The organism is Gymnodinialimonas sp. JB5-7 (genome assembly GCF_055693405.1).
Genome location: NZ_JBVFUX010000012.1, coordinates 393,521 through 419,353, shown reverse-complemented (window position 1 = coordinate 419,353; position 25,833 = coordinate 393,521). Strand labels below are relative to the sequence as shown.

Sequence of the window (25,833 nt, the reverse complement as noted above, 5' to 3'; positions counted from 1 at the left end):
CATTGATCAAAAATAAAAATACAAGCGAGCGCCGTGCCAAGGCCAGCATGGAGCATTCGCGTGAGTGACCTATGGCGCCAGATGAGGTCGAACAGCCCGTACGCAAGCGCCAGGGTGACAGCTGCAATGACGAACTCGGCCATCGCCCGAGTTAAAGCTGCCGTTCGACCATCATCTTCTTGATGGACGCAATCGCCGCCGCGGGGTTGAGGCCCTTGGGGCAGGTCTTGGTGCAGTTCATGATCGTGTGGCAGCGGTAGAGCTTGAAGGGATCTTCCAGCTCATCCAGACGCTCCCCCGTTGCCTCATCGCGGCTGTCGATGATCCAGCGATAGGCGTGCAGGAGGGCGGCTGGCCCAAGATAGCGGTCGCCATTCCACCAGTAGGACGGGCAGGAGGTGGAGCAGGACGCGCACATCACGCATTCATAGAGGCCGTCGAGTTTCTTGCGATCTTCGATGGACTGGCGCCATTCCTTTTCGGGGCGCTTCGTCTTGGTCTCCAGCCACGGCATGATGGAGGCGTGCTGCGCGTAGAAATGCGTGAGGTCGGGGATCAGGTCTTTGACCACGGGCATGTGGGGCAGGGGGTAGATCTTGACGTCGCCCTTCACCTCGTCATGGCCGTAGATGCAGGCCAGCGTGTTGATGCCGTCGATATTCATCGCACACGACCCGCAGATGCCTTCGCGGCAGGAGCGGCGGAAGGTGAGCGTCGGGTCGATCTCATTCTTGATCTTGATGAGTGCGTCCAGAACCATCGGGCCGCAGGTATCCATGTCGACGAAATAGGTGTCGACGGAGGGGTTTTCGCCATCGTCGGGGTTCCAGCGGTAAATCTGGAACTTGCGCACGTTCGTGGCGCCTTCTGGCTTGGGCCAGGTCTTGCCGGTGCGGATGCGGGAATTCTTCGGGAGGGTCAGTTCAACCATAGTCTCAGGTCTCCACTCGGGTCATTCGGGGTCGCGCCCGTGGCGCGCGTTGTTTCAGGCAGGGGCGGATCATCGCAGCAACCCCTGAAGGATGTTCTGGCCACCGCCGACGAGCGGGCCAAGGGCGCCGGACGCGGTGCATTGGATCGTCGAGGGGCGGGACAGGATGTCGCCCACCGTGCTGGAGGCCGCATCGGTGTTTCCAAGCGCGATGCCGCCCGCGATGGTGATGATTTCCTGCGCGGAGGCGTTGTTGATGACGCAATCGGTCACAAGGGTTGCATCGACGCCGGGGAAGCGGCGCTCAACCTCTTGGTTCACGTAAGTGCGGGCCTGTTCGCGGGCGATCTGGTCGGCGGCGTCCTGGAACCCACCGACGCAGGCGGAGAGTGCGACCGTGGCCATTATGAGTGCAAGTGCCTTCATTTCGGATCGCGCCTCGCCAAACGGGCGGAGGGTCGGGCATTCGTTTGCGACGGGCCCGTCCAGCCGCGGCAATTCTGGGGGATCTGTTGAGAGATACGGGTCATGCTGCGCGCAGCTCCGCCGGGAAGGAGGCCCGAATGGACGCGATGCATTCTGCAACCGCATCGCCGTAGTCGAAGGCCGGCACGCCGCGCGTGTCGAGCATCGGGGCAATTTCTTCCAACGTAATTGGTGGCCCCATCGGACGCCCAATCGAGGCTGCATAGTCGTAGAATTTCAGCCGCGGGAAATCTTTGTGGATGCCGGCTGGGTCCAGCCAGACATTTGGCACACCGAAGGCATCCGCGACGATCAATCCATGCAGGCTGGAGGAGAAAACCACTTCGCACGAGGCGATTGTCCGCACGACTGTGCGCCAATCCTGTCGTGGGTCGATCAGCGTGACACCATCGAGCGCTGCCAGTCGCCCCTCGCGGTTGAGGGGGCGCAAAGTGGATCTATGCGGGACGACGCCCACGCGGCCCGCAACCTGTTCGATCTTTTCCCCCAACACCTCGGCAATGAGCAGGCCGGGATCGCCATAGGGAAGGGGCGGCAAATTCAGAAGCTCTTGCGTGATGGGACCGCGAACCGAGGCAAAGCGCACATTTTTGATGAAGTCCAAGCGTTGCGGGCCAAAGCATCCGCTGCCCCAAATCCATGGCTGCGTGCCATCCTCGCGCGCTTGTCCGTTGGCGCGGCGCGCATCCAGCAAAACGCTGCCGACAGCGAATAGATCGCATTCTCCAGCCGCCGCATGCTCAACCTCGCGGCCTGAAACATCGGCCACGACTGCGGCCGAGATCTCGTCGCCAAAATTGGGCTTGGCGTTCCACCAGAACAGGCGCAGCGGCTCAGCCATGCACACCTCGGGGCCAGCAGACCGGCATCAATAGACCCTCGCCTTCGGCTTGATCTTGTCCAGATCGATGCCGCCTTCGTTGTGACCCATCAGCGGGTTGAGGTGCACGGGGCGGTATTCGAGGTCGACCTTGTTGCCATCGACACGTGAGATCGTGTGCACGCGCCAATCCTTGTCGTCGCGGTCCGGGTAATCCTCGTGCGCGTGGGCGCCGCGGCTTTCCTTGCGCGCCTCGGCGCCGGCGATGGTGGCCAAAGCGTTGGGCATGAGGTTGCCCAGTTCCAGCGTTTCCATCAGGTCGGAGTTCCAGATCAGCGAGCGGTCGGTGACGGCGATGTCGTCGAGCTTGCCCGCGACATTGGTCATTTTCTCCAAGCCTTCGGCTAGCGTCTTGTCGGTGCGGAAAACGGCGGCGTCGGCCTGCATGGTTTTCTGCATCTCAAGGCGCAGTTCGGCGGTGGGGGTGCCGCCATCGGCGTAGCGAACGGCGTCAAAGCGGCTGAGCGCCTTGTCGATGGACGCCTGGCTGGCTTTTGGGGTGGCCGAATTCGGGTCCACCACTTCGCCCGCCTTGATCGCGGCGGCGCGGCCGAAGACGACGAGGTCGATCAGGGAGTTGGAACCGAGGCGGTTCGCGCCGTGCACGGAGGCACATCCCGCTTCGCCCACGGCCATCAGGCCGGGCACGATCGCGTCGGGGTCCTTCTTGGTCGGGTTCAGCACCTCGCCCCAATAGTTCGTGGGGATGCCGCCCATGTTGTAGTGGACGGTCGGCAGGACCGGGATCGGCTCCTTCGTGAGGTCCACACCGGCGAAGATGCGCGCGCATTCGGAGATGCCCGGCAGGCGTTCGGCCAGCGTTTCCGGTGGCAGGTGGTTGAGGTGCAGGTGGATGTGGTCGCCATCCGGCGCCCACGCCACGGCCTTCGCGGATTTCCATCGTCATGCAGCGCGCTGACCACATCGCGGGAGGCGAGGTCTTTGTAGGTCGGCGCGTAGCGTTCCATGAAACGCTCGCCCTCGGAGTTCGTCAGGTAGCCGCCTTCGCCGCGGGCGCCCTCGGTGATCAGACAGCCGGAGCCGTAGATGCCGGTGGGGTGGAATTGCACGAATTCCATATCCTGTAAGCGGCAGGCCCGCCCGCGCGACCATGCCGCCGCCGTCACCGGTGCAGGTGTGGGCGGAGGTGGCGGAGAAGTAGGCGCGGCCATAGCCGCCGGTGGCCAGCACCGTCATCTTGGCGTGGAAGACGTGCATCGTGCCGTCGTCGAGCTTCCAGGCCACGACGCCGACGCATTGGCCGTCATCGTTCATCAGCAGGTCAGTGGCGAAGTATTCGATATAGAACTCGGCGTCGTTCTTGAGCGACTGGCCGTAGAGCGTGTGCAGGATCGCGTGGCCCGTGCGGTCAGCGGCGGCGCAAGTGCGCTGCACCGGGGGGCCTTCGCCGAATTCTGTCGTGTGACCACCGAAGGGGCGCTGGTAGATGGTGCCATCCTCGGTGCGCGAGAAGGGGACGCCGTAATGCTCCAGCTCGTAGACGGCCTTGGGTGCTTCGCGGGCGAGGTATTCCATCGCATCCGTGTCGCCGAGCCAGTCCGAGCCTTTGACGGTGTCGTACATGTGCCAGTGCCAATGGTCTGGCCCCATATTGCCGAGGCTGGCCGCGATGCCGCCCTGGGCCGCCACGGTGTGCGAACGGGTCGGGAAGACCTTGGAGATGCACGCAGTTTTCAGGCCCTGTTCGGCCATGCCGAGCGTAGCGCGTAGACCGGAGCCGCCTGCGCCCACGACGACAACGTCGTAGGTGTGATGGGTCACATCGTAGGCCGGGGAGATGGTATCTTTCATCTGAAATGCCTCTCAGAGAGCGATTTGAACAAGGGCCACTAGGCCGCCAAGCGCGATGCCGTAGCTAAGGATTGTGGTCACGATGATGCAGGCCTTGCGTGTCAGGCCGCGTGTGTAATCCTCAATCAGCGTCTGCATGCCGAGCCGCAGGTGGTGGCTGCCAACAATGAGGTAGGCCGCAACGATCAGCGCGGGAATGGGGCGCGACAACGTGGCCACGACATCTGCATGCTCAGAGCCTAGGGCGGAGCCGATGATGCCGAGGAAGAAGGGCGTCAGGATCAGGAGCGCCACGGAGGTGACGGTCATGGTCCAGTGATGGCCGGTGCCGGAGCGGGCGGCGCCCAGGCCGGTGACACGTTTGCGGTCGGTTACGAATGCCATGTCGTGCCTCCCTTAGATCGCGATGAGGGTCAGGAAGGTGAGCGCGACGGAGCCGATGATCATGCCCCAGCCCATCTTGTCGGACGTGTCGACATCGAGGCCCCGCCCGGTGTCCCAGATCAGGTGCCGCACGCCGCCAAGGGCGTGATACCAGAGGCCGAGGACCGAGAGCGTCATGACCAGGTCACCGAAGAAGGACGTGATCAGGCCATCGATTGTCGCGAAATACTCCGGCCCCGAGGCGGCGGCCATCATCCACCAGACGACGAGGATCGCGGAGACCAGCATCGCGTTGCCGGTGATGCGCACGAAGATCGAGGTGATCGAGTTAAGCTGCGGACGATAGATCGTCAGGTGCGGTGAAAGCGGGCGGTTGCCGCGGTTCACGTCGGCCATGGCTGGAGTCCCCTATGGGTTTGCCGTCAGGTCTGGCGGATGCCGGTCGTTTCCATATCAATAGCAAGTTTCACGCAACTGTCACGCGAGCAGGTGTTGAAAATGCGGTGAATTATGGGGCTTAACGCCGCAGAATGCATGTGTGTGATCACACTTTGGAGTGGTGTGATCACATTGATGCCGCTAGCGCGGAATCAGCACCCAATAGTCCAGATCCAGCAGAACGTCAGGCAGGTATTTACCGTCTTCGCCCCGGAGTCCGCCCGCCTTGCCCTTGGTTGCCACAAGCCGCAAACGCAGCGCGCCGACATCGGGTGACGTGGTTTCGGCGCGGTCCAGAACCTCAGACCAGGCGTAGATCGTGTCGCCCGCCATGGCCGGGTTGGCGTGGGCGCCGGCGTTGATGCCGGCGATGAGCTGCGCGTTGGCCAGCCCGTTGAACGACAGCGCGCGCGCCATGGAGATGATGTGGCCGCCATAGATCAGGCGCTTGCCATCGGGCCGCGCGGTGACGTCGAAATGCACCTTAGCGGTGTTCTGCCAGAGGCGCGTGGCCATCATGTGCTCGGGGTCGGTGAGGGTGACGCCATCGACATGGTCGATGATCTCGCCCACCTCGTAGTCGCCCCAGCGGTGCGGCTCACCTGCGGCGGCGAAATCATAGGCGGACCAATCCAGTGCTTCGGGAACGCTGAGCGCATCGGCTGGAACGACTTTGGCGAGGTCAGGCACCACAGGTTCTGGTGCGGGGGCGGCGGTGTCGCGTTTGCGGACCATGACCCAACGGACGTATTCCAGCACGGGCACATCCTGGTTTTTGAAGCCGCGCGTGCGGACCCAGACAATGCCGGTCTTGCCGTTGGAATTCTCTTTCAAACCGATGATTTCGGACGTCGAGCGAATGGTGTCGCCGGACTCGACACGCGCCAGAAACCGGCCTTCGGCATAGCCGAGATTGGCGACGGCATTGAGCGAGATGTCGGGAACGGTTTTGCCGAAGACGGCGTGAAAGGTGATCAGATCGTCGAGCGCAACCAAACCGCCGAATGTCCGCGCGCTTTGCATCGCGAAGCGAGGGCCGTAGAGGGCCTGATACATCGCCACGTCGCCGTCCGTCAGAGTGCGCGGCGTGGCGTGATCGAGGATTTGGCCGACGCTGTAATCCTCAAAAAGTAGCCTGGGTTGGTTTTCGTGCTGCTCATTGATGTCCGAGTTTCATGTCTGCCGAATAGGGGGTGTCGATGTCTTTGGTGACGGCTTGCCCACAGCGCACGACACCGCGCGCGGCGTCGAAGGTCATGGTCGGGTCGCCATGAAGCTCCCATCCTTTCGACAGGGCCTCGGACACCTTGTGGCAGAAGGCCGAGGTGTCATCCTCGGTCAGCAAGCGGTAGATTTTCATCGTTTATCCCCAGGGGGTTACGCCAAGCCAGAAGTGGATGCCCATGGTGACGACCAACACCACGGCCCCGATCACCGCGATGCGGATTTCGCTGGCACGACCGCCCCATTCCGGAGGGGTCCATGCAGGCTCGGCCCGGTTGATCAGCATGATTTCCATGAGCGCCCAAATCAGCAAGCCGCCGAAAAGCACGAACGAGGCAAGGTCACCATTGGGGATGAGGTGCGCGAAAGCCCAGAGTGTGAAGCCGATGAGTTGCGGATGACGGAGTTTCGTGCCGAGGCGATTGCGGGGTTTGCCGGGCGGCGTGGCCCCGCTTGCATAGATGTAGAAGGCAACAATCATCAGCAGATTGTTGATGCCGACAAGCGCGCCGGACCGGCCCCACCAGACGGGACCGAAGGCGTTTCGGTAACCGAATACCATCAATACGATCGACGCCACGACGAGAACCGCCACAATGCCTTTGCCCGGATCGCCAAAACGCTCTCGTGTGGTGGGCGAAAGCCGTTTCCAGAAATGCGCACCGTACCAGACAGCCAGGCCTGCGATCAGAAGAACCCAGCCCATTATGCGGCCTCCGCTTCTGCGATGGCGTCCGCCTTGGCGAGCGTTGCGCGGGCTGTTTCGATGTGCAGGTTTTCGACGATTTTGCCGTCGACGACTGCCACGCCCTCACCACGCGCCTCGGCTTGCTCGAACGCTTCAATCTGGCGGCGGGCGAGGTCGATTTCGTCCGCACTTGGCGCAAAGATGGCGTTGGCGGTGGCGATTTGCGCCGGGTGGATCAGGGTCTTGCCATCAAAGCCGAAGTCGCGCCCCTGCGCGCATTCCTGTGCCAGCCCCTCTTCATCGCGGAAGGCGTTGTAGACGCCGTCGATGCAGACAAGGCCATGGGCACGGGCGGCCAATAGGCAAAGCTGCAGCGAGGTCAGCATCGCCTCGCGGCTGCGTGCGTTCAGATCCTTGGCGAGGTCATTGGTGCCCATCACGAAACCGGCCATGCGGGGGGCGGCGGCGATCTGGGCCGCGTTCAGGATGCCTTCAGGCGTTTCCATCATCGCCCAGATTTGCGTTCCGGCGGTGTCGGGGTTTGCGTCGAGCAGGGCTGCGAGCGCCTCGATATCTGCCGCCCCGTTGACCTTGGGCAGCAAGACGGCCTGCGGTTTTGCCGCCGCGATGGTGGCCAGATCATCGGCACCCCAATCGGTGTCAAAGCCGTTGATCCGCACGATTTGTGCGCGATTCCCAAAGCCGCCTGTGACGAGGGTTTCCTGAAGCAGTGCGCGCGCATTTGCCTTTTCATCGACCGCGACAGCGTCTTCGAGATCGAAGATGATGGCGTCGATGGGCAAGGTCTTGGCCTTTTCCATCGCACGGGCACGCGAGGCCGGAATGTAAAGGACGGAACGATACGGGCGGGTCATGGCGCAGGTGGAATCCTTGGCTGTCGTTTCCTTTGAGGGACCATATCTACGCCGCAAGCGCAAGTCTCTTGCTGCAATGCAGAATGTTACGCAATAAAGTTTCGCGCAGATTTTCGAGAATTTTGAGACGGTTCATCGGAAATTAACCCTTCCGCGCCTAAGCTGTCCAAATCAAAGGCCCCAAGAGCCTTGCACATTCGGAGGTCGTTCCATGAGGAACCGGGCGCCGATTTGCCAATGCTTCGGCCTGCAATCTGTCGCGCCCCTGACACGGGACTGACGACATGATGAACAGATTCTGCATCCATTGCCTTTGCCGGGCTGATCACAATTGTGGGCCTTCCCGCTGAGGCGCAGAACATGCTGTGCGGCCAACGCGAGATGGTTGTTGGCGAGCTTACCGGCCGCTATGGCGAAGAAGTAAGGGGCATGGGGCTGGCGCACCAGAACCGCATCGTGGAGGTGTTTGTTTCAGAGGAAACAGGGACTTGGACGATCACGGTGACCTCACCCAATGGCATGACGTGCCTGATGGCTGCGGGCCAGCATTTCGCCACGATGGAGCCTGTGGCGGCGGGTGAAGACCTCTGATCTGAGGCGCTCGCCCTCTGGTTGAGGCCATCCGCCGCGCCGCAGCACCCTTGCGCCGGGGCCGGGCTGGGGCTACCCCTCCGCCCGACAAATCACCGGACCGAGGACCAGAGATATGGCCAGACCCAAGATTGCGCTGATTGGCGCGGGACAGATCGGGGGCACCCTTGCCCACCTTGCGGCATTGAAGGAATTGGGCGACGTCGTCCTGTTCGACATTGCCGAAGGCGTGCCACAGGGCAAAGCGCTCGACATTGCCGAATCCGGCCCGTCCGAGAAGTTTGATGCCAAGCTGAAGGGCACCAACGACTATGCCGATATCGCGGGCGCGGATGTGTGCATCGTGACGGCCGGCGTGCCGCGCAAGCCGGGCATGAGCCGGGACGACCTGTTGGGCATCAACCTGAAGGTCATGAAAGCCGTGGGTGAAGGCATCCGCGACAATGCACCCGACGCCTTTGTCATCTGCATCACCAACCCGCTGGACGCGATGGTCTGGGCCCTGCGCGAATTCAGCGGTCTGCCCCACGCGAAAGTGTGCGGCATGGCGGGTGTTCTGGACAGCGCGCGCTTCCGTCACTTCCTGGCCGAAGAATTCGACGTCTCGATGAAAGACGTCACGGCGTTCGTTCTGGGTGGGCATGGCGATACGATGGTGCCGTCCGTGCGCTATTCGACCGTGGCCGGCATCCCGCTGCCTGATCTGGTGGAGATGGGCTGGACCAGCCAGGAGAAACTGGACGAAATCGTGCAGCGGACGCGCGATGGCGGTGCCGAGATCGTTGGCCTGCTGAAGACCGGTTCGGCCTTTTATGCGCCTGCAACGTCGGCCATCGAAATGGCCGAAGCCTATCTGAAAGACCAAAAACGCGTTCTGCCCTGTGCGGCCCATTGCGACGGCCAGTTCGGCCTGAAGGGCATGTATGTTGGCGTGCCGACCGTGATCGGTGCGGGCGGCATTGAGCGGGTCGTTGACGTGAAGCTGAACAAGGACGAGCAGGCCATGTTCGACGCCTCGGTCGAGGCCGTCAAAGGCCTGGTCGATGCGTGCAAGCAGATCGACGAGACGCTGGCTTAAGCCAGAACGTCAAGGAATTCAGGCGGCCGGGTCCAGTGCCCGGCCGTTTTCTATCATCCGGTCCATGACGGCATAATCTGCCGCATAGAATTTGATGATTTCGTCGCGCAGATCCTCCGGCACGGCAACTTTTTCGGTGGCAGATTTCTTTTCCCAGATGTCGCGCGACGCGGGCGGTGTTCCGGTTTCGGCATCGATCCAGTCGCAGACTGCGTCCATGCCAGCCTCCAGCCGAAACAGAACCATGCCGGGCCGAAGAAACTCGGCCTGTGGGCGGATGTGGTTGTCGAAGACGTATTGGTCGCGGCCATAGGCATCGAACGCTGCGCGCACCCATGCGGGGAAATCGCGCTGCCGTTCGTAGCGATCCCGGCGATAGCGGTATTCGCTGACCATGCGGGCAACGGGGTCGCGCAGCACCGCAAAGCTGGCATCAAAAAACCCGTCGGGCACCAGGCGAGTGTGAATGCGCGCCTCCATATGCTGTGCCGTGGTCTCGGACCATCCCATGCGGCGCTTGAAGCGCAGGGCGACGGCGCCCTTTTGATCCAGATACGTCTCGACGCTGGAGCCGCCGGTTTTGGGGATATGTGCGAAGAAAAGGATCCTGTCGCCGATCCGGGCAAGGGGCATGTGGGGGCCTGCTGTGTTTGGTTTTGCGACACCCTATTCGGCAGATCAGGCCTGCGTCTAGAGGACGCCATGTTTACGCGCGGTGCGCAGCCACTGGTCGATGCGCGGGCGTAACAGGGTGTCGAAATGCATGGGGCTCAGATTAACGGATTGGCCGGGGAACACGGTTTCCAAAGCCCTTGTGGGGTCAAAGACCTCGCGCACGACGTAGCCTTCCTCTTCCAGGTGGGTCAGCTCACCCTCATCATAGGCGTTCACCTCGTCATAGAGCGCGCGCAGGGCCTGCTCGTCGTGCAGGCTAGCAGCGATCTTGCGCCATTGCGCGATGCGGAAGGGAGGCAATTGTTCGAGGCGGTCGGGGGTTTTGGCCGCTTGGCGGATGAATTTCCCGGCCCAATGGAGCGGCGTGAGCCCGTCGAAATGGATCAATTCGATCTGATCCGCCGGGTAGTGGGGCGGCACGACGCGGTCTTTGATGTGGCCATAGCGGGGCACGTGAATGCCGATATTCATGCCGATCTTCGTGCGCACCATAGGCTTGCCCGCGGCATGCCCCGTAAACCCGATTGGCATGAGGTCGGAGGTGCGCAATTGCGTATCCTCGCGCCCCTGGTAGTGGACCTTGAATGCGCCATCAAAAATGGACTGTTGCGGGGCGCCACGCACCATCGTGCGTTCGAGGTTGAAGACCTTTGTCCACGTCGCCCATTCCGGGATTTCCGCGATCTGGTCATCGACGCGAGAGCCAGGGCGCAGGAATTCATCGGCATCGCAACTGAGCAGGTAGTCGAGGTTGCAGACGGATTGTGCATGGGTCGCGTTGATGGATTGTCGGTTGTTGTGACGGCGTGGCCTGCGCGGGGCAACTGCCTGCCAATAGGATTTGTCGCATCGGGTCACGCGGACAGGGGGCAGCCATTCGAGCGCGTCGCCCACCGGATCGTTGGGCTCATCAAGGTAGATGTGGATTTCGGACGCACCGAGCGTCAGGTGGTGGGCCACAAAGGCCAGGACCAGGGGCGCAGGTTCGGCCACGGTTGCGACGATGCCCCAGCGAGGTGTGCCTGTCATGTGCCCTCTTGCCGCTCCGCGATCCCGTCGCCTGCAAGCTGCGATGGATTGCGCAATGGGGCAAGTCCCGGGTGAGTCGATGCGAGAAGTATACAGCTTGGGATTTGTGATCACACATTTTCAGACTGTGATCACAAATGTCGGATTTTCGATGGAAACCCTGTAAAAGCTGAACTTTCCCGTTTCCTTGCACCTAAAAGTTGTGCTTATCCAGAGGGAACGTGACCTAACAGACGGACCGATCCCATGAACATCCACGAGTACCAGGCGAAGGCACTTCTGCGGCAATATGGGGCTCCGGTCTCGGACGGGCGTGTGGTTCTGAAAGCGGAAGATGCCAAGACAGCCGCGGGTGAGATGGACGGGCCGTTGTGGGTGGTGAAGGCGCAGATCCACGCAGGCGGACGCGGCAAGGGCAGCTTCAAGGAAGCCGATGCCGGCGCGGCGGGCGGTGTGCGTTTGGCCAAGTCGGTCGAAGAAGCGGCGGACGAGGCGAAGAAGATGCTTGGCCGCACGCTTGTAACGCATCAGACCGGACCCGTCGGCAAACAGGTCAACCGCATCTACATTGAAGATGGTTCGGGCATTGAGACCGAGATGTATCTGGCGCTTCTGGTCGATCGTCAGACCAGCCGGATCAGCTTTGTCTGCTCCACCGAAGGCGGCATGGACATTGAAGAAGTCGCCGCAGCAACGCCTGAAAAGATCCTTTCGTTCAGCGTTGATCCTGCGACGGGCTACCAGCCTTACCATGGACGCCGCGTGGCGTTCTCGCTTGGTCTGGAAGGTCAGCAGGTCAAACAATGCGTGAAGCTGATGGGCATCCTGTTTAACGCCTTCGTCGAGAAGGATATGGAGATGCTGGAGATCAACCCGCTGATCGTGACCGATGGCGGGGACCTGAAGGTGCTGGACGCGAAAGTGGGTTTCGACGGAAACGCCGTCTACCGCCATGCCGATATCGCCGCGCTGCGGGACGAGACGGAAGAAGACCCCAAGGAATTGGCGGCATCGAAATTCGACCTCAACTACATCGCGTTGGATGGCGAGATTGGCTGCATGGTCAACGGCGCGGGCCTTGCGATGGCGACGATGGATATCATCAAGCTTTACGGGGCTGAGCCTGCCAACTTCCTCGACGTGGGTGGCGGTGCGACGAAAGAAAAGGTCACAGAGGCCTTCAAGATCATTACCAGCGACCCGAACGTGAAGGGCATCCTTGTCAACATTTTCGGTGGCATCATGCGCTGTGACATCATCGCAGAAGGCGTTGTGGCCGCGGTGAAAGAGGTGGGTCTGGAAGTGCCGCTTGTCGTGCGCCTTGAGGGCACGAACGTCGAGAAGGGCAAGGAGATCATCAATACCTCCGGCCTGAACGTGATCGCGGCGGATGATTTGAAAGACGGTGCGGAGAAGATTGTGGCCGCTGTGAAGGGGTAAGCCCATGGACCGCAACCTTCAGGACGTCTTCGAGAAAAAGACATGGGCGGACGAGGAAAAGGGCAAGCCGCGCTCTGGCTCGGGCTCGACCGTGCGGCGGACCCGGCGGTTGCGGCGCGCATTGCCTGGGCTCTTCAAGGACCTTGACGTCAAGACATTCCTTGACGCGCCGTGTGGCGACTGGACCTGGATGGCCGCCGTTGATCTGACCGGGGTGAAGTATATCGGTGGCGACATCTCGAAAGAGCTGGTTGATGAAGTGAAGGCCGCCCATGGCGGGACGGGGCGCCGGTTTGTGCACCTCGACCTGGCGACGGACAAGCTGCCGAAATGCGATCTGATCATGGTGCGCGAATGCCTGATCCATCTGACGGATGATTTCCGCTGGAAGGTGATCGAGAACATTCACAAGGCGAAGATCCCGCATCTTTTGCTGACCGTTGATCTGGTGAATGAAAACGTGCCGCTGAGTGAGAATGGGCAACATGCCAATTTCAACCCGATGCTGGCGCCGTTCCACTTTCCCAAGCCGGTAAGGCATATTCCTGAAAGCCATGATGAGCTTGATCTGGATGATCTGACCGACGCCACTGTTGGACCGTGGAAGCGTCGCCGGACGATGGCGTTGTGGAGCCATGAGCAACTTGGCGACATACTGGAGGCGCGAGACAAGGCGTGAGCCAGACGAGGCGTCATATCACTATGGGATTGGTCCGCTTTGCGTGTTTGAGCGGTTTGCTTGCCCTTGGCATGGTCAGCGCGGCCGGCGCGCAGGCCCCGTCCGTCGGCAGCGCCGAGGCCAACCCGGCCGTTCTGGCGCGCGTGTTCGTGGCGGCTTGCATGCAAAGCGGCAGTTTGGTGGATGCGCAGCAGATGCTGGCCAATGCGAGCATGGTGCCAAACCCGGAAACAGGGACCTATTTCCATCAGCAATTCGATATGTCGGTCAACCCGGCGGGTGAGCGTTGTTCGATGGTTTTTTCCGTAGCGGATGCCACCCTGGCCGCTGATACGTTCCGCAGCTCTGCCGCGACCATGGTTGGTGTGCAGGCCACGGATATCGAAATCCTGCAATTGGACGGCGTGGCAGAGAATTTCTTCCGGGCCAGCGTGGAGGCGCGTTGGTGATGGCGGATGGTGTTCAAATGGAAACGCCCGTTCGCGCCTGCCCGTCCTGTGGGGCGGACGGGCCTGCCGAGATGCCCAAATTCCATCGCGATGAGTGGCGGATGGGGCGCTGCCTATCTTGCGATCTGGTCTATCTGACCAACCCGCCGGGATACGAGGCCCTTGTCGACGATTTCGCCTGGGAAAAGACTTGGGCCGCCGAAAAGGCCGCACGGCTTGAGGCGCGGCCTTTGCTGCAGCGCGCTGATCTGGCCACGCGCTGGCGGCATCGGATCGGGCGCAAACCGGATGCGGTGCGCTATGCGAACTGGTTTGGCAGCGGCAATCTGTTGAATGTTGGATGCGCGGCAGCGTCGGTGCAATATCCGGGCTTCACGCAATACGGCATCGAAATCTCCGAGGATCTGGCGGAGAAGGCCGACGAAAACCTGCGGGCGCATGGTGGATATTGCGTGCACGGGCCGGGGGCAGAGGCGATCAAGGCTTTTCCCGATGCGATGTTTGATGGGGTGATCCTGCGGTCATACCTTGAGCATGAAGACCACCCGCATACGGTTCTGCAACATGTGGCGCGCATCCTGAAACCGGGTGGGCGCGCGTATGTGCGTGTGCCGAATTTCAACAGCCTTGGCCGCATGATCTTTCAGCGCAAATGGGTCGGTCTGCGCTATCCCGATCATGTCCAGTATTTCACGTTGGATACCTTGCGTGACCTTGCGCGCCGGACCGGGTTTTCGGTGCGGTTGCTGAATCCCATCCGGCTGCCGCTGGATGACAATATCAACGTCCTGTTCGAGCGGGAGGCCGCATGATCGGCCCGTCGCGCAAACGCAGCCTGATATGGGCGATGCTGCATGTGGCCGGGATTGTCGGGCTGATGGCGCTTGCCACGACCACGCGGGTGCAGGGGCAGGAAGATGCAGGCCAGGTGGCCGAGGATGCCAGTGAAGCCTTTGCGCTGAATTGTTTCAGCCCGTTCATGACCGCAGCGCGTGCAGGCGAAGTTCTTGCGGGCCCCGGTGTGCGGGTCGATTTCTACGACCTTGATCCGTTTTCGAACGCGGCCCCTTCGCCAGTGACCGGGCGGGCTGCGACCACCGGCACCGATCGCCGGTGTGAAGTCGCGTTCGACGGAGATTACGCCGATTTGGCCGCCAGCGCCGTGATTGCCGGGTTGGAGACGGAAGGCATTCGCACGGAGGCCCCGATCCCAGACAGATATCAGCCGAATGAGGGCACAGCGCTTCTCGGTGCGCGCCAGTTGAACCCACGCCGGATCGCGGTGGTGCATGTTGGCACGCGCCCGGGGCCCAATGGGATCGAGACGTTCATGTTCGTGGAGCGGCTGATGCCGATTGCGCCATGACCATTGATGTGAACCCCAATGAGGCCCTGACGCTCCACAGACGTGCGCTAGGCTGGAAATACATCCTGGTGGCGCTGTTTATGGTTGCGCTTGGCGGAAGCATTTTCTGGATTGGACCGGAAGAAGGTGAAACCGGCATCGTGATTGCTGCGGTGATTTGTATCATCATCGGTGTGCTTGGCTTGGCTGCCGTCGTGGTGACAAAACGCAAGGCCGGTCAGCCCATGATCACGCTGGCACCGGACGGTGTAACCTTTGAGGTGCAAGGCGGCGGGCCAGTGGCCTGGTCCGAGGTCACGGGTCTTGGCTCGATCAACGTGAAGGGGCAATCCGGTTTGATTGTTCAGATCACGGATGCGGCGCACGCGCGTGTCGTGCCGTCGCGCGCCATGCGTTCGGCCGCGAAACTGGACCAAGCCTTGCTCGGGTCCAAAGGCCTGACGGTTTGGCACAATCAGATCGAAGGCTCGCTGGAAGAGCTGGCCGTGCTGATCGCACTTTACTCCGACGCCCATGGCGGCCCCGATCTCAGGCAAGCCGCATGATGAATTCTCGCACTCAAACGACCACAGGAGGCCCCGATGGCCGTACTCGTTGATGAAAATACCAAGGTGATTTGCCAGGGCTTCACCGGCTCGCAGGGCACGTTCCATTCGGAACAGGCGATTGCCTATGGCACCAAGATGGTCGGCGGTGTGACGCCCGGCAAAGGGGGCATGACCCATCTGGATCTACCGGTCTTCAATTCGGTCCATGAGGCCAAGGCCGTGACGGAGGCGAATGCGTCGGTGATCTATGTGCCGCCGCCCTTCGCAGCGGACTCGATCCTTGAGGCCATTGATGCCGAGATGGAGCTTATCTGCTGCATCACCGAGGGCATTCCGGTGCTGGACATGATGAAGGTCAAGCGTGCGCTGGAAGGGTCCAGCAGCATCCTGATCGGGCCCAACTGCCCGGGTATCATCACGCCTGATGCCTGCAAGATCGGCATCATGCCCGGCCATATCCACCGCCGCGGATCGGTTGGCGTTGTGTCCCGTTCGGGGACGCTGACCTACGAGGCGGTCAAGCAGACCTCGGACGTCGGTTTGGGTCAGTCCACCTGCGTTGGCATCGGCGGCGACCCGATCAAGGGGACCGAGCATATCGACGTGCTGGAATGGTTCCTGGCCGACGACGAGACGCATTCGATCATCATGATCGGTGAGATCGGCGGCTCGGCCGAGGAAGAAGCCGCGCAATTCCTGGCGGATGAAGCCAAGCGTGGCCGCAAGAAGCCGGTTGCCGGTTTCATCGCGGGTCGCACGGCCCCTCCGGGCCGTCGGATGGGCCATGCCGGTGCGATTGTTGCCGGCGGCAAGGGCGGCGCCGAGGACAAGATCGAGGCGATGAAAAGCGCCGGTATCGTTGTCGCCGATAGCCCCGCGACATTGGGTGAAGCGGTGTTGGAGGCGATTGGTTAGAGCCATGACCTTCGGCGAGGCGATATCCCACAACCTTCGCAACATGTTCCGGTTTGCCGGTCGTGATCCGCGGTCGTCCTTCTGGTGGTATGTGCTGTTCGTGGTTGTCGGCTCGATTGTCGCGAATGCGATTGATGCATCCCTTCTGCTTCTGCGTGCGGACTCGTTTCTGAACATGATGGAGTCGCCGGAGGAGCCTGAGCAGATCCTTGAGCTGTTTGCCGGAGGCCCGTGGATCTATTTCACGCTGGCGCCGGTGACGATCATCTGGTCGGTGATCAATATCGTGCCGCTGTTTTCCTGCGGCATCCGACGCAGGCATGATTGCGACAAGTCTGGCACGGCCTTCGCGATCATCTGTCTGCTGGCACTGGTTTCAACCGTCGTGGCCACGATCTACATGTTCCAGTTCTTCAGCGTGATGATGGATTTCGCTATCACCTCGGCCCAGGATCCCAATTTTGCGACCTCTCCCTTTGAGGACGATGAGGCACTGATGTCGCTTGTGGGCTTCATGGGCATCGCGTCCGTCTTGTCGTTGGTGCAGTTCGTGGCCGGGATCATCATTCTGATCATGATGGCCTCGAAAGGCACGGATGGTCCGAACCAGTACGGCGAGGATCCTTTGGCATGACATTCACCGAGGCTATCCGGCACAACATCGTGCACTGCACCAACTTCCGGGATCGCGACCCGCGGTCGGCCTATTGGTGGTATGTTTTGTTCGTGTTTCTTGGATCGATCCCGGCGTTCATCTTCGACTTCGCGATTTTCTGGCCGGGGATCGGCGACGGAGAGGTCGGTCGGTTTCTGGCTGAGAACTTCCAGTCGATCACCGATTTCTACATCAACGTGATGCCGATCACGACTTTCTGGTATTTGCTGAACTACCTTCCGATCCTGGCGTGCGGCGTGCGTCGAATGAATGATCAGGACCGGCCCGCATGGTGGTTTGTGGCCACGATTGTATTCGTCTCCGTCATGTCGGTGGTCGTCTTCAATATCACCGGCCCACAGACGGCCGAGTTGATGAGTGTGGTGTTCGACCCGAATTCTTCGGTTTTTGAGCTGAACCAGGCTATCGCAGATTTCGAAGAGCTGAACCGCACATCGTCGATGCTGTCGGCCATCCAGACTCTGCCGAGCATCGTGATCATCATCTGGATGGCGTCGCGCGGCACCATTGGCCCGAACCGCCACGGGGAGGATCCTGTCGCATGAGTTTCACCGAGAGCATCGCCACCTGTTTCAGCAAATATGTCGATTTCTCCGGGCGCGCGCGGCGGTCGGAGTTTTGGTGGTTTGCGCTGTTCCTTGCGATAGTCGACATCGCCTTGTCCCTCGTGTCGGATGCGTTGTCGGGGCTTTGGAATCTTGGCACGCTTCTGCCCTATGCGGCGGTGGCCTGGCGGCGGTTGCATGACACCGACCGAACCGGTCTTTGGACCTTGGTGCCGCTGATCCCGCTTGATCGTGATGTTCATTGGCATGTTCACGGGTGATCCGTTCAACCCTGCCGGTCCCTTGTTCTGGCTGGGTCTGGCCGGTGTCATCGCCTTTTCGATTGTGAACATCGTCTTCTGGGCGTCGCGGGGCACGTCTGGGCCAAACCAATATGGGGAGGACCCGTTGGAATGACCTTCTCGATCCACTCCGCAACCTTTGTTCCACGTTCAAACCGGGAGGTCTTGTGATGACCGAGCAATCCCCCAACGACCAGTTCCATGCCTCCAGCTTCATGCAGGGGCACAATGCGGAATATCTGGAGCAGTTGTACGCGCAATACGCCAAGGACCCCTCGGCGGTGGACGCGGCCTGGGCGGACTTTTTCCAGGCGCTAGGCGATGCGGATGCGGCGCCCGCCGAGGCCGAAGGGCCATCCTGGGCGCGCCGCGATTGGCCGCCGGTTCCGGGCGACGATCTGACCGCCGCGCTGACGGGTGAATGGCCAGCAGAAGAGGCGAAAGAGGCGGGCCGGAAGATCAAGGAAAAGGCGGCTGAGGCGAAGGTCGAGCTGACCGATGATCAAGTTCAACGCGCCGTTCTGGACTCGATCCGGGCGCTGATGATCATTCGGGCCTATCGGATCAGGGGCCATCTTGTGGCCGACCTCGACCCGCTGGGAATGCGCGATCAGACGCCGCACCCGGAACTTGATCCGGCCTCCTACGGGTTTTCCGACGCGGATATGGACCGCCCGATTTTCATCGACAATGTGCTGGGGCTTCAAATGGCCTCCATGCGGCAGATCGTCGAGATTGTGCGCCGCACGTATTGCGGCACGTTTGCGCTGCAATACATGCACATCTCTGATCCCGTTCAGGCCAGCTGGCTGAAAGAGCGGATCGAGGGCTATGGCAAGGAAATCGCCTTCACCAAGAACGGGCGCAAGGCCATCCTGAACAAGATGGTCGAGGCCGAGGGTTTCGAGAAGTTCCTGCACGTCAAGTACATGGGCACCAAGCGGTTCGGATTGGATGGCGGCGAAAGCCTGATCCCCGCGATGGAGCAGATCATCAAACGCGGTGGCGCGCTGGGGCTGGAAGAGATCGTGATCGGCATGCCCCACCGGGGCCGGTTGAGCGTTCTGGCCAACGTGATGGGCAAGCCCTACCGCGCGATTTTCAACGAATTCCAGGGCGGGTCGTTCAAGCCTGAGGATGTCGATGGGTCGGGCGATGTGAAATATCACCTTGGCGCGTCGAGTGACCGTGAATTTGACGGCAACAACGTGCACCTGTCGCTGACCGCGAACCCGTCGCACCTTGAGGCCGTGAACCCGGTGGTTCTGGGCAAAGTCCGCGCCAAGCAGGATCAGAAGGGCGATGTCGACCGCACGAAGGTCATGGGCATTTTGCTGCATGGCGACGCGGCCTTTGCGGGCCAGGGTGTGGTGGCCGAGGGCTTTGGCCTGTCGGGTTTGCGCGGACACAAGACCGGCGGGACGATCCACATCGTTGTGAACAACCAGATCGGCTTTACGACAGCGCCGCATTTCAGCCGGTCCAGCCCCTATCCGACAGATATCGCGCTGATGGTTGAGGCGCCGATCTTCCACGTCAATGGGGATGACCCTGAAGCCGTGGTGCACGCCGCCCGCGTTGCAACGGAATACCGGCAGATGTTCCACAAGGACGTTGTGCTCGACATCATTTGTTATCGGCGCTTTGGCCATAACGAAGGTGATGAGCCGATGTTCACCAACCCGATCATGTATAAGAAGATCAAGGGCCACAAAACGACCCTTGCGCTCTATACCGAGCGGCTGGTCAAGGACGGCCTCATCCCCGAGGGCGAGATCGAGGATATGAAGGCGGCGTTCCAGAGCTACCTGAATGACGAGTTCGAAGCCGGCAAGGATTACAAGCCCAACAAGGCCGATTGGCTGGATGGGCGGTGGAGCCATCTCGACCGCGAGAAGGACGAATATGATCGGGGCACGACCTCGATCAAGCCGGAAACCTTCGCAGAGATCGGCCGTGCGCTGACGACAGCGCCTGATGGGTTCAACTTGCACAAAACAGTCGGGCGTCTGCTTGAGACGAAGAAGCAGATGTTTGAAACCGGCAAGGGCTTTGACTGGGCCACTGGCGAGGCGTTGGCGTTTGGCAGCCTGATGACTGAGGGCTATCCAGTGCGCTTGTCGGGACAGGATTCCACGCGCGGCACGTTTAGCCAGAGACATTCGGGGTTGATCGATCAATCGACGGAAGAACGATACTATCCGCTCAACCATATCCGAGATGGACAGGCCCATTACGAGGTCATCGACTCGATGCTGTCTGAATATGCGGTGCTTGGGTTCGAGTATGGCTATTCGCTGGCCGAACCCAACGCGCTGACACTGTGGGAGGCGCAGTTTGGCGATTTCGCCAATGGTGCGCAGATCATGTTCGATCAGTTCATCTCGTCCGGTGAGCGGAAATGGCTGCGGATGTCCGGCCTGGTCATGTTGTTACCGCACGGGTTTGAAGGGCAGGGACCTGAGCACTCGTCCGCCCGGCTGGAGCGGTTCCTGCAGATGTCGGCAGAGGACAATTGGATTGTCGCCAATTGCACTACGCCTGCAAACTATTTCCACATCCTGCGGCGGCAGATCCACCGCGACTTCCGTAAGCCGCTGGTTCTGATGACCCCGAAATCGCTGTTGCGTCACAAGCTGGCCGTCAGCGAAGCCGAGGATTTCACCACAGGCTCCAGCTTCCATCGGTGCCTGTGGGACGATGCGCAAAAAGGCAATTCGGACACTAAGCTGGTGGCCGACGACAAGATCAAACAAGTCGTGATCTGTTCGGGCAAGGTCTACTACGACCTACTTGAGGAGCGTGATGCGCGCGGGATCGAAGATGTCTACCTGCTGCGTCTGGAGCAATTCTATCCCTTCCCGGCCCTTGCCTTGGTCAAGGAGTTGGAGCGCTTCAAGCAGGCCAAGATCGTCTGGTGCCAGGAAGAGCCCAAGAACCAGGGCGCCTGGTCGTTCATCGAGCCGAACCTGGAATGGGTCCTGACCCGCATCGGCGCTGATACCAAACGGCCCCGGTACGCGGGTCGCAATGCCTCTGCCTCGCCCGCGACGGGCCTGGCCTCTGTCCACAAATCCCAACAAGCCGCGCTGATCGACAGCGCGCTGACCATCGAAGGATAAATAGCCATGTCCGTAGAAATCCGAGTGCCGACGCTGGGGGAAAGCGTGACCGAGGCCACTGTAGCGACCTGGTTCAAGAAACCCGGCGATGCCGTGGCAGTGGACGAAATGCTGTGCGAGTTGGAGACTGACAAGGTGACGGTCGAAGTGCCGTCGCCCGCCGCAGGGACCCTCGGCGAGATCGTCGCCGCAGAAGGGGAAACGGTTGGCGTTGACGCGCTTTTGGCGACGCTCAGCGAAGGCGATGCCGGATCAACTGCCGCCCCGAAAGCGAAGGAGGCCGCCACGGATGGCGCCTCTGCCTCGCCCCGAGAAGAGGCAAGCGGCGATGCAGTTGACGTGATGGTGCCGACCCTCGGCGAAAGCGTGACCGAAGCGACCGTTTCGTCCTGGTTCAAGGCCGTGGGGGACACCGTCGCGCAGGACGAGATGCTGTGTGAGTTGGAGACAGACAAGGTCTCGGTCGAGGTGCCCGCGCCGGCGGCGGGGGTTCTTTCGGAAATCCTCGCGCCCGAAGGCACGACCGTTGAAGCCTCCGCCAAGCTGGCGGTGATTGGTGGTGCGGTTGCAACCGGCCCCTCCGCGGCGCCCGCGGAGGCGGCGCCCGCCGCGCAGCCGTCTGGCGGTGGGAAAGATGTGGCCAACGCGCCAGCCGCTGAGAAGATGATGGCCGAGAATGGTTTGAAGGCGGATCAAGTCCAAGGGTCGGGTCGAGATGGCCGGATCATGAAAGAAGACGTGATGAAGGCCGTCGCGGCACCTGCCCCGGCGCCTGCGGCGACCGCGCCCGCCCCGCGTGCCCCAAGTCCGGCGGAAGATGCCAGCCGCGAGGAGCGGGTGAAGATGACCCGACTGCGCCAGACCATTGCGCGGCGCCTGAAGGACGCGCAGAACACCGCTGCGATCCTGACGACCTACAACGAGGTCGACATGACCGAGGTCATGGCGCTGCGCAACGAATACAAGGATCTGTTCCTGAAGAAGCACGGCGTGAAGCTTGGCTTCATGTCGTTCTTCACCAAGGCCTGTGTCCACGCGCTGCGCGAAGTGCCGGAAGTGAATGCTGAAATCGACGGGCAGGAAATCGTCTATAAGAACTTCGTCCACATGGGCATCGCCGCTGGCACGCCGCAGGGCCTCGTGGTTCCGGTGATCCGCGACGCGGATGCGATGAGCTTTGCCGATATCGAGAAGGCGATAGCCGAGAAGGGTGCGCGGGCGAGGGACGGCAAGCTGTCCATGGCCGAAATGCAGGGCGGGACCTTCACGATCTCGAACGGCGGGGTTTATGGCTCTCTGATGTCGTCGCCGATCCTGAACCCGCCGCAATCGGGCATTTTGGGGATGCACAAGATCCAGGACCGTCCAATGGTGGTGAATGGTGAGATCGTCATCCGCCCGATGATGTATCTGGCATTGTCTTATGACCACCGGATCGTGGACGGCAAAGGGGCGGTGACGTTCCTTGTGCGGGTGAAAGAGGCGCTGGAGGATCCGCGGCGGTTGCTGATGGATTTGTGAGGCTTGAGAAAATCGCTTTTAGTAATAGCAATCTGCACTGGCTTAATTGTTTTGGCCGCTTGGAATGAAACGGGGCCTGATTTCATACCAGATACCTGGCAGAGCTCTCAGGAGCTGCTCTGCCAGGTTTGCGAAGGTCGATATGCAGGCTTGCGCACGAATGAAACCTACGAGCGATTGGCATGCGAAAACTTCGAACGGCGCGAAGTGGATAGAGTTGTGTGGACCGATTGGAATGGTCTTCTTTCTTCCGGAGACACGGAATTAGACACGTTCACGCCAGCTTTTGGGCCTCTTCACATGGCGCAGGTGGAAATTGAAGCGCAAACCGCGCTAGGACTTCGGCATTTCGAATGCACTGTTTTTGTGCCTTTTGATGCGGAAGTTACGGATTCTGAAATGGGACCGTTCTACGGAGAATTCTCCGACACTGGGGAGTAAGCCACTGGTCATCTTTCCATGTGCCCGCCATACCGCAAAGACTAGCGGCTACATATGACGCCCGAACTCACCAATCTTACCTTCGCTGTCCTTGTGCATGCGGCGCAAGCATAGCTGCTCCTCACATCCCCGGCACCTCCCGTCTTCGTGTTTTCCCAGTGATCGCCGCCGCGTGCGACCTTGCCTGCAGGACAAGGAGCCACTGACATGACACACCACCCGAACCGCCGGGCCTTCCTCGGGACAGCTGCCGCAACTGCGCTCGCCGCCCCGATGGCCAAGGCCCATACCGAAGCCCCCGGAAGCGAAGACTTCGCTTATGAGGTCACCCGCACCGAGGAAGAATGGCGTGCCATGCTGACCGAGCACGAGTACCGCATCCTGCGGGAATTCGGGACGGAGCCGCGCTTTTCCTCGGATTACTGGCAATCGGAGGAACCCGGCCATTACCATTGCAAGGGTTGCGATCTGACGATCTATGACAGCGATCAGAAGACCAATCGCCTGATCGGCTGGGTCTTTTTCCACCACGCCCGCCCCGACAATGTGCTGCTTGGCATCGACGAATGGCCTGCGCAGATGTCGGAGACCGAGATTGAAGAGGTCCGCCAAGTAACGGAGGTGCATTGTCGCCGCTGTGGCAGCCATTTGGGCCACTACCTGATCGTGCAGGGTGAGATGCTGCATTGTATCAATGGGGCCGCGCTCGACTTCGCACCTGAAGAGGCCAGTTGACCCGAGGCGGGATCAGCGCACATTGCGGCTGAACTCATTTCGGAGATGTCGATGACCCCAGAGCTGACCGTTCTTGCCTTGGCGGGCCTTTTGCAGGCCGTCCAGTTCGGCCTTATGGCGATTCCGGCCAATCTGGAGGTTGGCACGGGAAAAACCCTGTCGCCCCGGGACAAGGGGCGATCCGGCGGGTCGATCGAGGAACAGGTCAGCCCGCGCACCGGGCGCCTGATCCGCGCGATGAACAACCATTTCGAGGCGTTGATCCTCTTAACGATCGCGGTCGTCGTGGTCACGCTTGGCGATGCATCGACACCCTTCACGGCACTCTGTGCCTGGATCTACCTTGCCGCACGGATCCTTTATGTTCCCGCATATGCCTTTGGCTGGGTGCCGTGGCGCAGTTTCATCTGGTTTGCCGGATTTCTGGCGACGATTGCGATGATTTTGGCGGCGCTTATCGCCTGAACCTCCGTTTGTGATCACAAGCGCCGAAAATGCCCGCGACACGCAGGCGCGCTCGGCAACTTGGGGTTGTTGCAGGGGCTGCTGCTCCATAGGTTCAGGCTAATGACCAGCACGCCTCAGGAGGCCCCCATGTCCAGCTATGATGTCATCGTAATCGGCTCCGGCCCCGGCGGGTATGTTTGTGCGATCCGTTGCGCGCAGCTGGGACTGAAGACGGCGTGCGTGGAAGGTCGCGAAACCCTTGGCGGCACGTGTCTGAACATTGGCTGCATTCCCTCGAAGGCGCTGCTTCATGCCAGCCATCAACTGCATGAGGCCGAGCATAACTTTGCCAAGATGGGTCTGAAGGGCAAAAGCCCGTCCGTCGATTGGACCCAGATGCAGGCCTACAAGACCGATGTGATCGGCCAGAACACCAAGGGCATCGAGTTTCTGTTCAAGAAGAACAAGATCGACTGGCTCAAGGGGTGGGGCTCTATCCCCGAGGCGGGGAAAGTCAAAGTCGGCGATGAGGTGCACGAGGCCAAACACATCATCATCGCGTCGGGGTCCGAGCCATCGAGCCTGCCGGGGATCGAGATTGACCAGAAGGTTGTTGTAGACAGTGAGGGTGCGCTGAGCCTGTCGAAAATCCCCAAGAAGATGGTGGTGATTGGGGCCGGCGTGATCGGGCTTGAACTGGGCTCGGTCTATGCGCGGCTTGGCACGCAGGTGCAGGTGATCGAATTCCTTGATCACATCACACCAGGCATGGATGCCGAGGTGTCGAAGGTGTTCCAGCGGACGCTCAAGAAACAGGGCATCGATTTCGTGCTTGGGGCAGCCGTGCAGAAAGTTGATGCGACGAAGACCAAGGCAAAGGTCACTTACAAGCTGCGCAAAGATGACAGTGAAGTTGTCGCCGATGCCGATGTCGTCCTCGTGGCGACGGGGCGGAAGCCCTACACCGACGGGCTGGGGCTTGAGGCGCTTGGCGTGAAGATGTCGGATCGCGGCCAGATCGAAGTGGATGGGCAATATCGCACGAACGTGCCGGGCATTCTTGCCATCGGCGATGCGATCAAGGGGCCGATGCTGGCCCATAAGGCCGAGGATGAGGGCATGGCAGCCGCCGAGGTGGCGGCAGGCAAGCATGGCCATGTGAATTACGGAGTGATCCCGGGCGTAATCTACACCCACCCCGAAGTGTCCACGGTGGGTGAAACCGAGGAGAGCCTGAAAGAGCAAGGCCGGGCCTACAAGGTCGGAAAGTTCAGCTTCATGGGAAATGGCCGCGCCAAGGCGAATTTCGCAGGCGATGGCTTTGTGAAGATACTCGCCGACAAGGAAACCGACCGCATCTTGGGGGCGCATATCATCGGGCCGATGGCCGGTGATCTGATCCACGAAGTCTGTGTGGCGATGGAATTCGGGGCCTCAGCCGAGGATCTGGCGCTGACCTGTCACGCGCATCCGACCTATTCGGAAGCGGTGCGCGAAGCGGCTTTGGCCTGCGGCGACGGTCCGATCCACAGCTGAGCAAAGCGTGTCTGGTGGGG

At 60.9% G+C, this 25,833-nt stretch carries 29 protein-coding genes and 2 pseudogenes; 19 read left to right on the top strand and 12 right to left on the bottom strand.

The genetic code is table 11. The features are described 5' to 3' along the window. Positions 1-151: 151 nt before the first annotated feature. The 10 genes and pseudogenes from ACZ1HK_RS09860 to ACZ1HK_RS09815 form a co-directional block, all read right to left on the bottom strand. Complete coding sequence (locus ACZ1HK_RS09860; RefSeq protein WP_472628573.1) at positions 152-931, bottom strand: succinate dehydrogenase iron-sulfur subunit; 780 nt, start codon at positions 929-931, stop codon at positions 152-154. Between the two features lie 69 nt (positions 932-1,000). Next, positions 1,001-1,336 carry a succinate dehydrogenase gene (locus ACZ1HK_RS09855; protein ID WP_472628572.1) on the bottom strand — a complete coding sequence of 112 codons (336 nt, stop codon included), beginning with the start codon at positions 1,334-1,336 and terminating at the stop codon, positions 1,001-1,003. A 121-nt stretch (positions 1,337-1,457) separates the two neighbouring features. Further along, positions 1,458-2,258 (bottom strand): polysaccharide pyruvyl transferase family protein, encoded by an 801-nt coding sequence (locus ACZ1HK_RS09850; protein ID WP_472628571.1) that lies wholly within the window; start codon positions 2,256-2,258, stop codon positions 1,458-1,460. A 27-nt stretch (positions 2,259-2,285) separates the two neighbouring features. Further along, positions 2,286-4,109, bottom strand: a pseudogene (gene sdhA, locus ACZ1HK_RS09845) (succinate dehydrogenase flavoprotein subunit). 12 nt (positions 4,110-4,121) lie between these two features. Further along, positions 4,122-4,493 (bottom strand): succinate dehydrogenase, hydrophobic membrane anchor protein, encoded by a 372-nt coding sequence (sdhD, locus tag ACZ1HK_RS09840; RefSeq protein WP_472628570.1) that lies wholly within the window; start codon positions 4,491-4,493, stop codon positions 4,122-4,124. A gap of 12 nt (positions 4,494-4,505) precedes the next feature. Continuing rightward, positions 4,506-4,889 carry a succinate dehydrogenase, cytochrome b556 subunit gene (gene sdhC, locus ACZ1HK_RS09835; protein ID WP_472628569.1) on the bottom strand — a complete coding sequence of 128 codons (384 nt, stop codon included), beginning with the start codon at positions 4,887-4,889 and terminating at the stop codon, positions 4,506-4,508. Between the two features lie 183 nt (positions 4,890-5,072). Beyond that, positions 5,073-6,091: pseudogene (locus ACZ1HK_RS09830) on the bottom strand (MaoC family dehydratase). Then, positions 6,088-6,291, bottom strand: a complete 204-nt coding sequence (locus tag ACZ1HK_RS09825; protein ID WP_472628568.1) for a DUF1737 domain-containing protein — start codon at positions 6,289-6,291, stop codon at positions 6,088-6,090. Before ACZ1HK_RS09825 ends, ACZ1HK_RS09830 begins: the two are co-directional and overlap by 4 nt. A gap of 3 nt (positions 6,292-6,294) precedes the next feature. Then, on the bottom strand, positions 6,295-6,861 hold the full coding sequence (locus ACZ1HK_RS09820; protein WP_472628567.1) for an NnrU family protein: 567 nt from the start codon (positions 6,859-6,861) through the stop codon (positions 6,295-6,297). Next, the gene (locus ACZ1HK_RS09815; RefSeq protein ID WP_472628566.1) at positions 6,861-7,718 is read right to left on the bottom strand and encodes an HpcH/HpaI aldolase/citrate lyase family protein; all 858 of its coding nucleotides are present in this window, start codon (positions 7,716-7,718) and stop codon (positions 6,861-6,863) included. Before ACZ1HK_RS09815 ends, ACZ1HK_RS09820 begins: the two co-directional genes overlap by 1 nt. 333 nt (positions 7,719-8,051) lie before the next feature. On the opposite strand from ACZ1HK_RS09815, the gene ACZ1HK_RS09810 reads away from it, so the two are divergent. Then, positions 8,052-8,309, top strand: coding sequence for a hypothetical protein (locus ACZ1HK_RS09810; RefSeq protein ID WP_472628565.1), 258 nt, complete (start codon positions 8,052-8,054; stop codon positions 8,307-8,309). 115 nt (positions 8,310-8,424) lie between these two features. Beyond that, entirely contained in the window at positions 8,425-9,387 is a 963-nt protein-coding gene (gene mdh, locus ACZ1HK_RS09805; protein ID WP_472628564.1) for a malate dehydrogenase, read from the top strand. Between the two features lie 18 nt (positions 9,388-9,405). Here the strand turns inward: mdh and ACZ1HK_RS09800 are convergent, their stop codons facing one another. Beyond that, positions 9,406-10,020 (bottom strand): sulfotransferase family 2 domain-containing protein, encoded by a 615-nt coding sequence (locus tag ACZ1HK_RS09800; protein ID WP_472628563.1) that lies wholly within the window; start codon positions 10,018-10,020, stop codon positions 9,406-9,408. Positions 10,021-10,077: 57 nt separating this feature from the next. Next, the gene (locus tag ACZ1HK_RS09795) at positions 10,078-11,091 is read right to left on the bottom strand and encodes a glycosyltransferase family 2 protein (protein WP_472628562.1); all 1,014 of its coding nucleotides are present in this window, start codon (positions 11,089-11,091) and stop codon (positions 10,078-10,080) included. Positions 11,092-11,337: 246 nt separating this feature from the next. On the opposite strand from ACZ1HK_RS09795, the gene sucC reads away from it, so the two are divergent. The 17 genes from sucC (at position 11,338) to lpdA (ending at position 25,813) form a co-directional block, all read left to right on the top strand. Continuing rightward, positions 11,338-12,531, top strand: coding sequence for an ADP-forming succinate--CoA ligase subunit beta (gene sucC, locus ACZ1HK_RS09790; protein ID WP_472628561.1), 1,194 nt, complete (start codon positions 11,338-11,340; stop codon positions 12,529-12,531). A 4-nt stretch (positions 12,532-12,535) separates the two neighbouring features. Then, complete coding sequence (locus ACZ1HK_RS09785; protein ID WP_472628560.1) at positions 12,536-13,210, top strand: class I SAM-dependent methyltransferase; 675 nt, start codon at positions 12,536-12,538, stop codon at positions 13,208-13,210. Between the two features lie 71 nt (positions 13,211-13,281). Then, positions 13,282-13,659 carry a hypothetical protein gene (locus tag ACZ1HK_RS09780; RefSeq protein WP_472628559.1) on the top strand — a complete coding sequence of 126 codons (378 nt, stop codon included), beginning with the start codon at positions 13,282-13,284 and terminating at the stop codon, positions 13,657-13,659. Positions 13,660-13,676: 17 nt separating this feature from the next. Next, positions 13,677-14,471, top strand: a complete 795-nt coding sequence (locus tag ACZ1HK_RS09775; protein WP_472628558.1) for a class I SAM-dependent methyltransferase — start codon at positions 13,677-13,679, stop codon at positions 14,469-14,471. Continuing rightward, the gene (locus ACZ1HK_RS09770) at positions 14,468-15,025 is read left to right on the top strand and encodes a succinyl-CoA synthetase subunit beta (RefSeq protein WP_472628557.1); all 558 of its coding nucleotides are present in this window, start codon (positions 14,468-14,470) and stop codon (positions 15,023-15,025) included. The genes ACZ1HK_RS09775 and ACZ1HK_RS09770 overlap by 4 nt, the downstream gene beginning before the upstream one ends. After that, positions 15,022-15,570, top strand: a complete 549-nt coding sequence (locus tag ACZ1HK_RS09765) for an STM3941 family protein (protein ID WP_472628556.1) — start codon at positions 15,022-15,024, stop codon at positions 15,568-15,570. The genes ACZ1HK_RS09770 and ACZ1HK_RS09765 overlap by 4 nt, the downstream gene beginning before the upstream one ends. Positions 15,571-15,606: 36 nt before the next feature. Further along, complete coding sequence (gene sucD / locus ACZ1HK_RS09760; protein WP_472628555.1) at positions 15,607-16,488, top strand: succinate--CoA ligase subunit alpha; 882 nt, start codon at positions 15,607-15,609, stop codon at positions 16,486-16,488. Between the two features lie 4 nt (positions 16,489-16,492). Then, positions 16,493-17,122, top strand: coding sequence for a DUF805 domain-containing protein (locus ACZ1HK_RS09755; protein ID WP_472628554.1), 630 nt, complete (start codon positions 16,493-16,495; stop codon positions 17,120-17,122). Next, positions 17,119-17,709: a DUF805 domain-containing protein gene (locus ACZ1HK_RS09750; RefSeq protein ID WP_472628553.1), complete on the top strand. Its 591-nt coding sequence runs from the start codon at positions 17,119-17,121 to the stop codon at positions 17,707-17,709. The genes ACZ1HK_RS09755 and ACZ1HK_RS09750 overlap by 4 nt, the downstream gene beginning before the upstream one ends. Then, positions 17,706-17,990 (top strand): DUF805 domain-containing protein, encoded by a 285-nt coding sequence (locus ACZ1HK_RS09745; protein WP_472628552.1) that lies wholly within the window; start codon positions 17,706-17,708, stop codon positions 17,988-17,990. Before ACZ1HK_RS09750 ends, ACZ1HK_RS09745 begins: the two co-directional genes overlap by 4 nt. Beyond that, positions 17,977-18,126: a hypothetical protein gene (locus tag ACZ1HK_RS09740; protein ID WP_472628551.1), complete on the top strand. Its 150-nt coding sequence runs from the start codon at positions 17,977-17,979 to the stop codon at positions 18,124-18,126. The genes ACZ1HK_RS09745 and ACZ1HK_RS09740 overlap by 14 nt, the downstream gene beginning before the upstream one ends. A 55-nt stretch (positions 18,127-18,181) precedes the next feature. After that, entirely contained in the window at positions 18,182-21,133 is a 2,952-nt protein-coding gene (locus ACZ1HK_RS09735) for a 2-oxoglutarate dehydrogenase E1 component (RefSeq protein WP_472628550.1), read from the top strand. A gap of 6 nt (positions 21,134-21,139) precedes the next feature. Next, entirely contained in the window at positions 21,140-22,654 is a 1,515-nt protein-coding gene (gene odhB, locus ACZ1HK_RS09730; protein WP_472628549.1) for a 2-oxoglutarate dehydrogenase complex dihydrolipoyllysine-residue succinyltransferase, read from the top strand. Positions 22,655-22,657: 3 nt separating this feature from the next. Then, positions 22,658-23,095 carry a hypothetical protein gene (locus tag ACZ1HK_RS09725; protein WP_472628548.1) on the top strand — a complete coding sequence of 146 codons (438 nt, stop codon included), beginning with the start codon at positions 22,658-22,660 and terminating at the stop codon, positions 23,093-23,095. 207 nt (positions 23,096-23,302) lie between these two features. Continuing rightward, complete coding sequence (locus ACZ1HK_RS09720; protein WP_472628547.1) at positions 23,303-23,830, top strand: peptide-methionine (R)-S-oxide reductase; 528 nt, start codon at positions 23,303-23,305, stop codon at positions 23,828-23,830. Positions 23,831-23,881: 51 nt separating this feature from the next. Continuing rightward, the gene (locus tag ACZ1HK_RS09715) at positions 23,882-24,295 is read left to right on the top strand and encodes an MAPEG family protein (protein WP_472628546.1); all 414 of its coding nucleotides are present in this window, start codon (positions 23,882-23,884) and stop codon (positions 24,293-24,295) included. A gap of 129 nt (positions 24,296-24,424) precedes the next feature. Beyond that, positions 24,425-25,813: a dihydrolipoyl dehydrogenase gene (gene lpdA / locus ACZ1HK_RS09710; RefSeq protein ID WP_472628545.1), complete on the top strand. Its 1,389-nt coding sequence runs from the start codon at positions 24,425-24,427 to the stop codon at positions 25,811-25,813. Positions 25,814-25,833: the final 20 nt, after the last annotated feature.

What these genes read in the sequence shown, in the direction of transcription:
- ACZ1HK_RS09745 (WP_472628552.1), top strand. Translation starts at nt 17,706, where the DNA reads ATGAGTTTCACCGAGAGCATCGCCACCTGTTTCAGCAAATATGTCGAT.
- sucD (WP_472628555.1), top strand. Translation starts at nt 15,607, where the DNA reads ATGGCCGTACTCGTTGATGAAAATACCAAGGTGATTTGCCAGGGCTTC.
- ACZ1HK_RS09815 (WP_472628566.1), bottom strand. Translation starts at nt 7,718, where the DNA reads ATGACCCGCCCGTATCGTTCCGTCCTTTACATTCCGGCCTCGCGTGCC.
- ACZ1HK_RS09850 (WP_472628571.1), bottom strand. Translation starts at nt 2,258, where the DNA reads ATGGCTGAGCCGCTGCGCCTGTTCTGGTGGAACGCCAAGCCCAATTTT.
- ACZ1HK_RS09750 (WP_472628553.1), top strand. Translation starts at nt 17,119, where the DNA reads ATGACATTCACCGAGGCTATCCGGCACAACATCGTGCACTGCACCAAC.
- ACZ1HK_RS09800 (WP_472628563.1), bottom strand. Translation starts at nt 10,020, where the DNA reads ATGCCCCTTGCCCGGATCGGCGACAGGATCCTTTTCTTCGCACATATC.
- ACZ1HK_RS09855 (WP_472628572.1), bottom strand. Translation starts at nt 1,336, where the DNA reads ATGGCCACGGTCGCACTCTCCGCCTGCGTCGGTGGGTTCCAGGACGCC.
- ACZ1HK_RS09780 (WP_472628559.1), top strand. Translation starts at nt 13,282, where the DNA reads ATGGTCAGCGCGGCCGGCGCGCAGGCCCCGTCCGTCGGCAGCGCCGAG.
- ACZ1HK_RS09735 (WP_472628550.1), top strand. Translation starts at nt 18,182, where the DNA reads ATGACCGAGCAATCCCCCAACGACCAGTTCCATGCCTCCAGCTTCATG.
- ACZ1HK_RS09765 (WP_472628556.1), top strand. Translation starts at nt 15,022, where the DNA reads ATGACCATTGATGTGAACCCCAATGAGGCCCTGACGCTCCACAGACGT.
- odhB (WP_472628549.1), top strand. Translation starts at nt 21,140, where the DNA reads ATGTCCGTAGAAATCCGAGTGCCGACGCTGGGGGAAAGCGTGACCGAG.
- sdhD (WP_472628570.1), bottom strand. Translation starts at nt 4,493, where the DNA reads ATGGCATTCGTAACCGACCGCAAACGTGTCACCGGCCTGGGCGCCGCC.
- ACZ1HK_RS09770 (WP_472628557.1), top strand. Translation starts at nt 14,468, where the DNA reads ATGATCGGCCCGTCGCGCAAACGCAGCCTGATATGGGCGATGCTGCAT.
- ACZ1HK_RS09795 (WP_472628562.1), bottom strand. Translation starts at nt 11,091, where the DNA reads ATGACAGGCACACCTCGCTGGGGCATCGTCGCAACCGTGGCCGAACCT.
- ACZ1HK_RS09860 (WP_472628573.1), bottom strand. Translation starts at nt 931, where the DNA reads ATGGTTGAACTGACCCTCCCGAAGAATTCCCGCATCCGCACCGGCAAG.
- ACZ1HK_RS09740 (WP_472628551.1), top strand. Translation starts at nt 17,977, where the DNA reads ATGTTCACGGGTGATCCGTTCAACCCTGCCGGTCCCTTGTTCTGGCTG.
- ACZ1HK_RS09715 (WP_472628546.1), top strand. Translation starts at nt 23,882, where the DNA reads ATGACCCCAGAGCTGACCGTTCTTGCCTTGGCGGGCCTTTTGCAGGCC.
- ACZ1HK_RS09825 (WP_472628568.1), bottom strand. Translation starts at nt 6,291, where the DNA reads ATGAAAATCTACCGCTTGCTGACCGAGGATGACACCTCGGCCTTCTGC.
- lpdA (WP_472628545.1), top strand. Translation starts at nt 24,425, where the DNA reads ATGTCCAGCTATGATGTCATCGTAATCGGCTCCGGCCCCGGCGGGTAT.
- sucC (WP_472628561.1), top strand. Translation starts at nt 11,338, where the DNA reads ATGAACATCCACGAGTACCAGGCGAAGGCACTTCTGCGGCAATATGGG.
- ACZ1HK_RS09720 (WP_472628547.1), top strand. Translation starts at nt 23,303, where the DNA reads ATGACACACCACCCGAACCGCCGGGCCTTCCTCGGGACAGCTGCCGCA.
- ACZ1HK_RS09820 (WP_472628567.1), bottom strand. Translation starts at nt 6,861, where the DNA reads ATGGGCTGGGTTCTTCTGATCGCAGGCCTGGCTGTCTGGTACGGTGCG.
- ACZ1HK_RS09755 (WP_472628554.1), top strand. Translation starts at nt 16,493, where the DNA reads ATGACCTTCGGCGAGGCGATATCCCACAACCTTCGCAACATGTTCCGG.
- ACZ1HK_RS09785 (WP_472628560.1), top strand. Translation starts at nt 12,536, where the DNA reads ATGGACCGCAACCTTCAGGACGTCTTCGAGAAAAAGACATGGGCGGAC.
- sdhC (WP_472628569.1), bottom strand. Translation starts at nt 4,889, where the DNA reads ATGGCCGACGTGAACCGCGGCAACCGCCCGCTTTCACCGCACCTGACG.
- mdh (WP_472628564.1), top strand. Translation starts at nt 8,425, where the DNA reads ATGGCCAGACCCAAGATTGCGCTGATTGGCGCGGGACAGATCGGGGGC.
- ACZ1HK_RS09775 (WP_472628558.1), top strand. Translation starts at nt 13,677, where the DNA reads ATGGAAACGCCCGTTCGCGCCTGCCCGTCCTGTGGGGCGGACGGGCCT.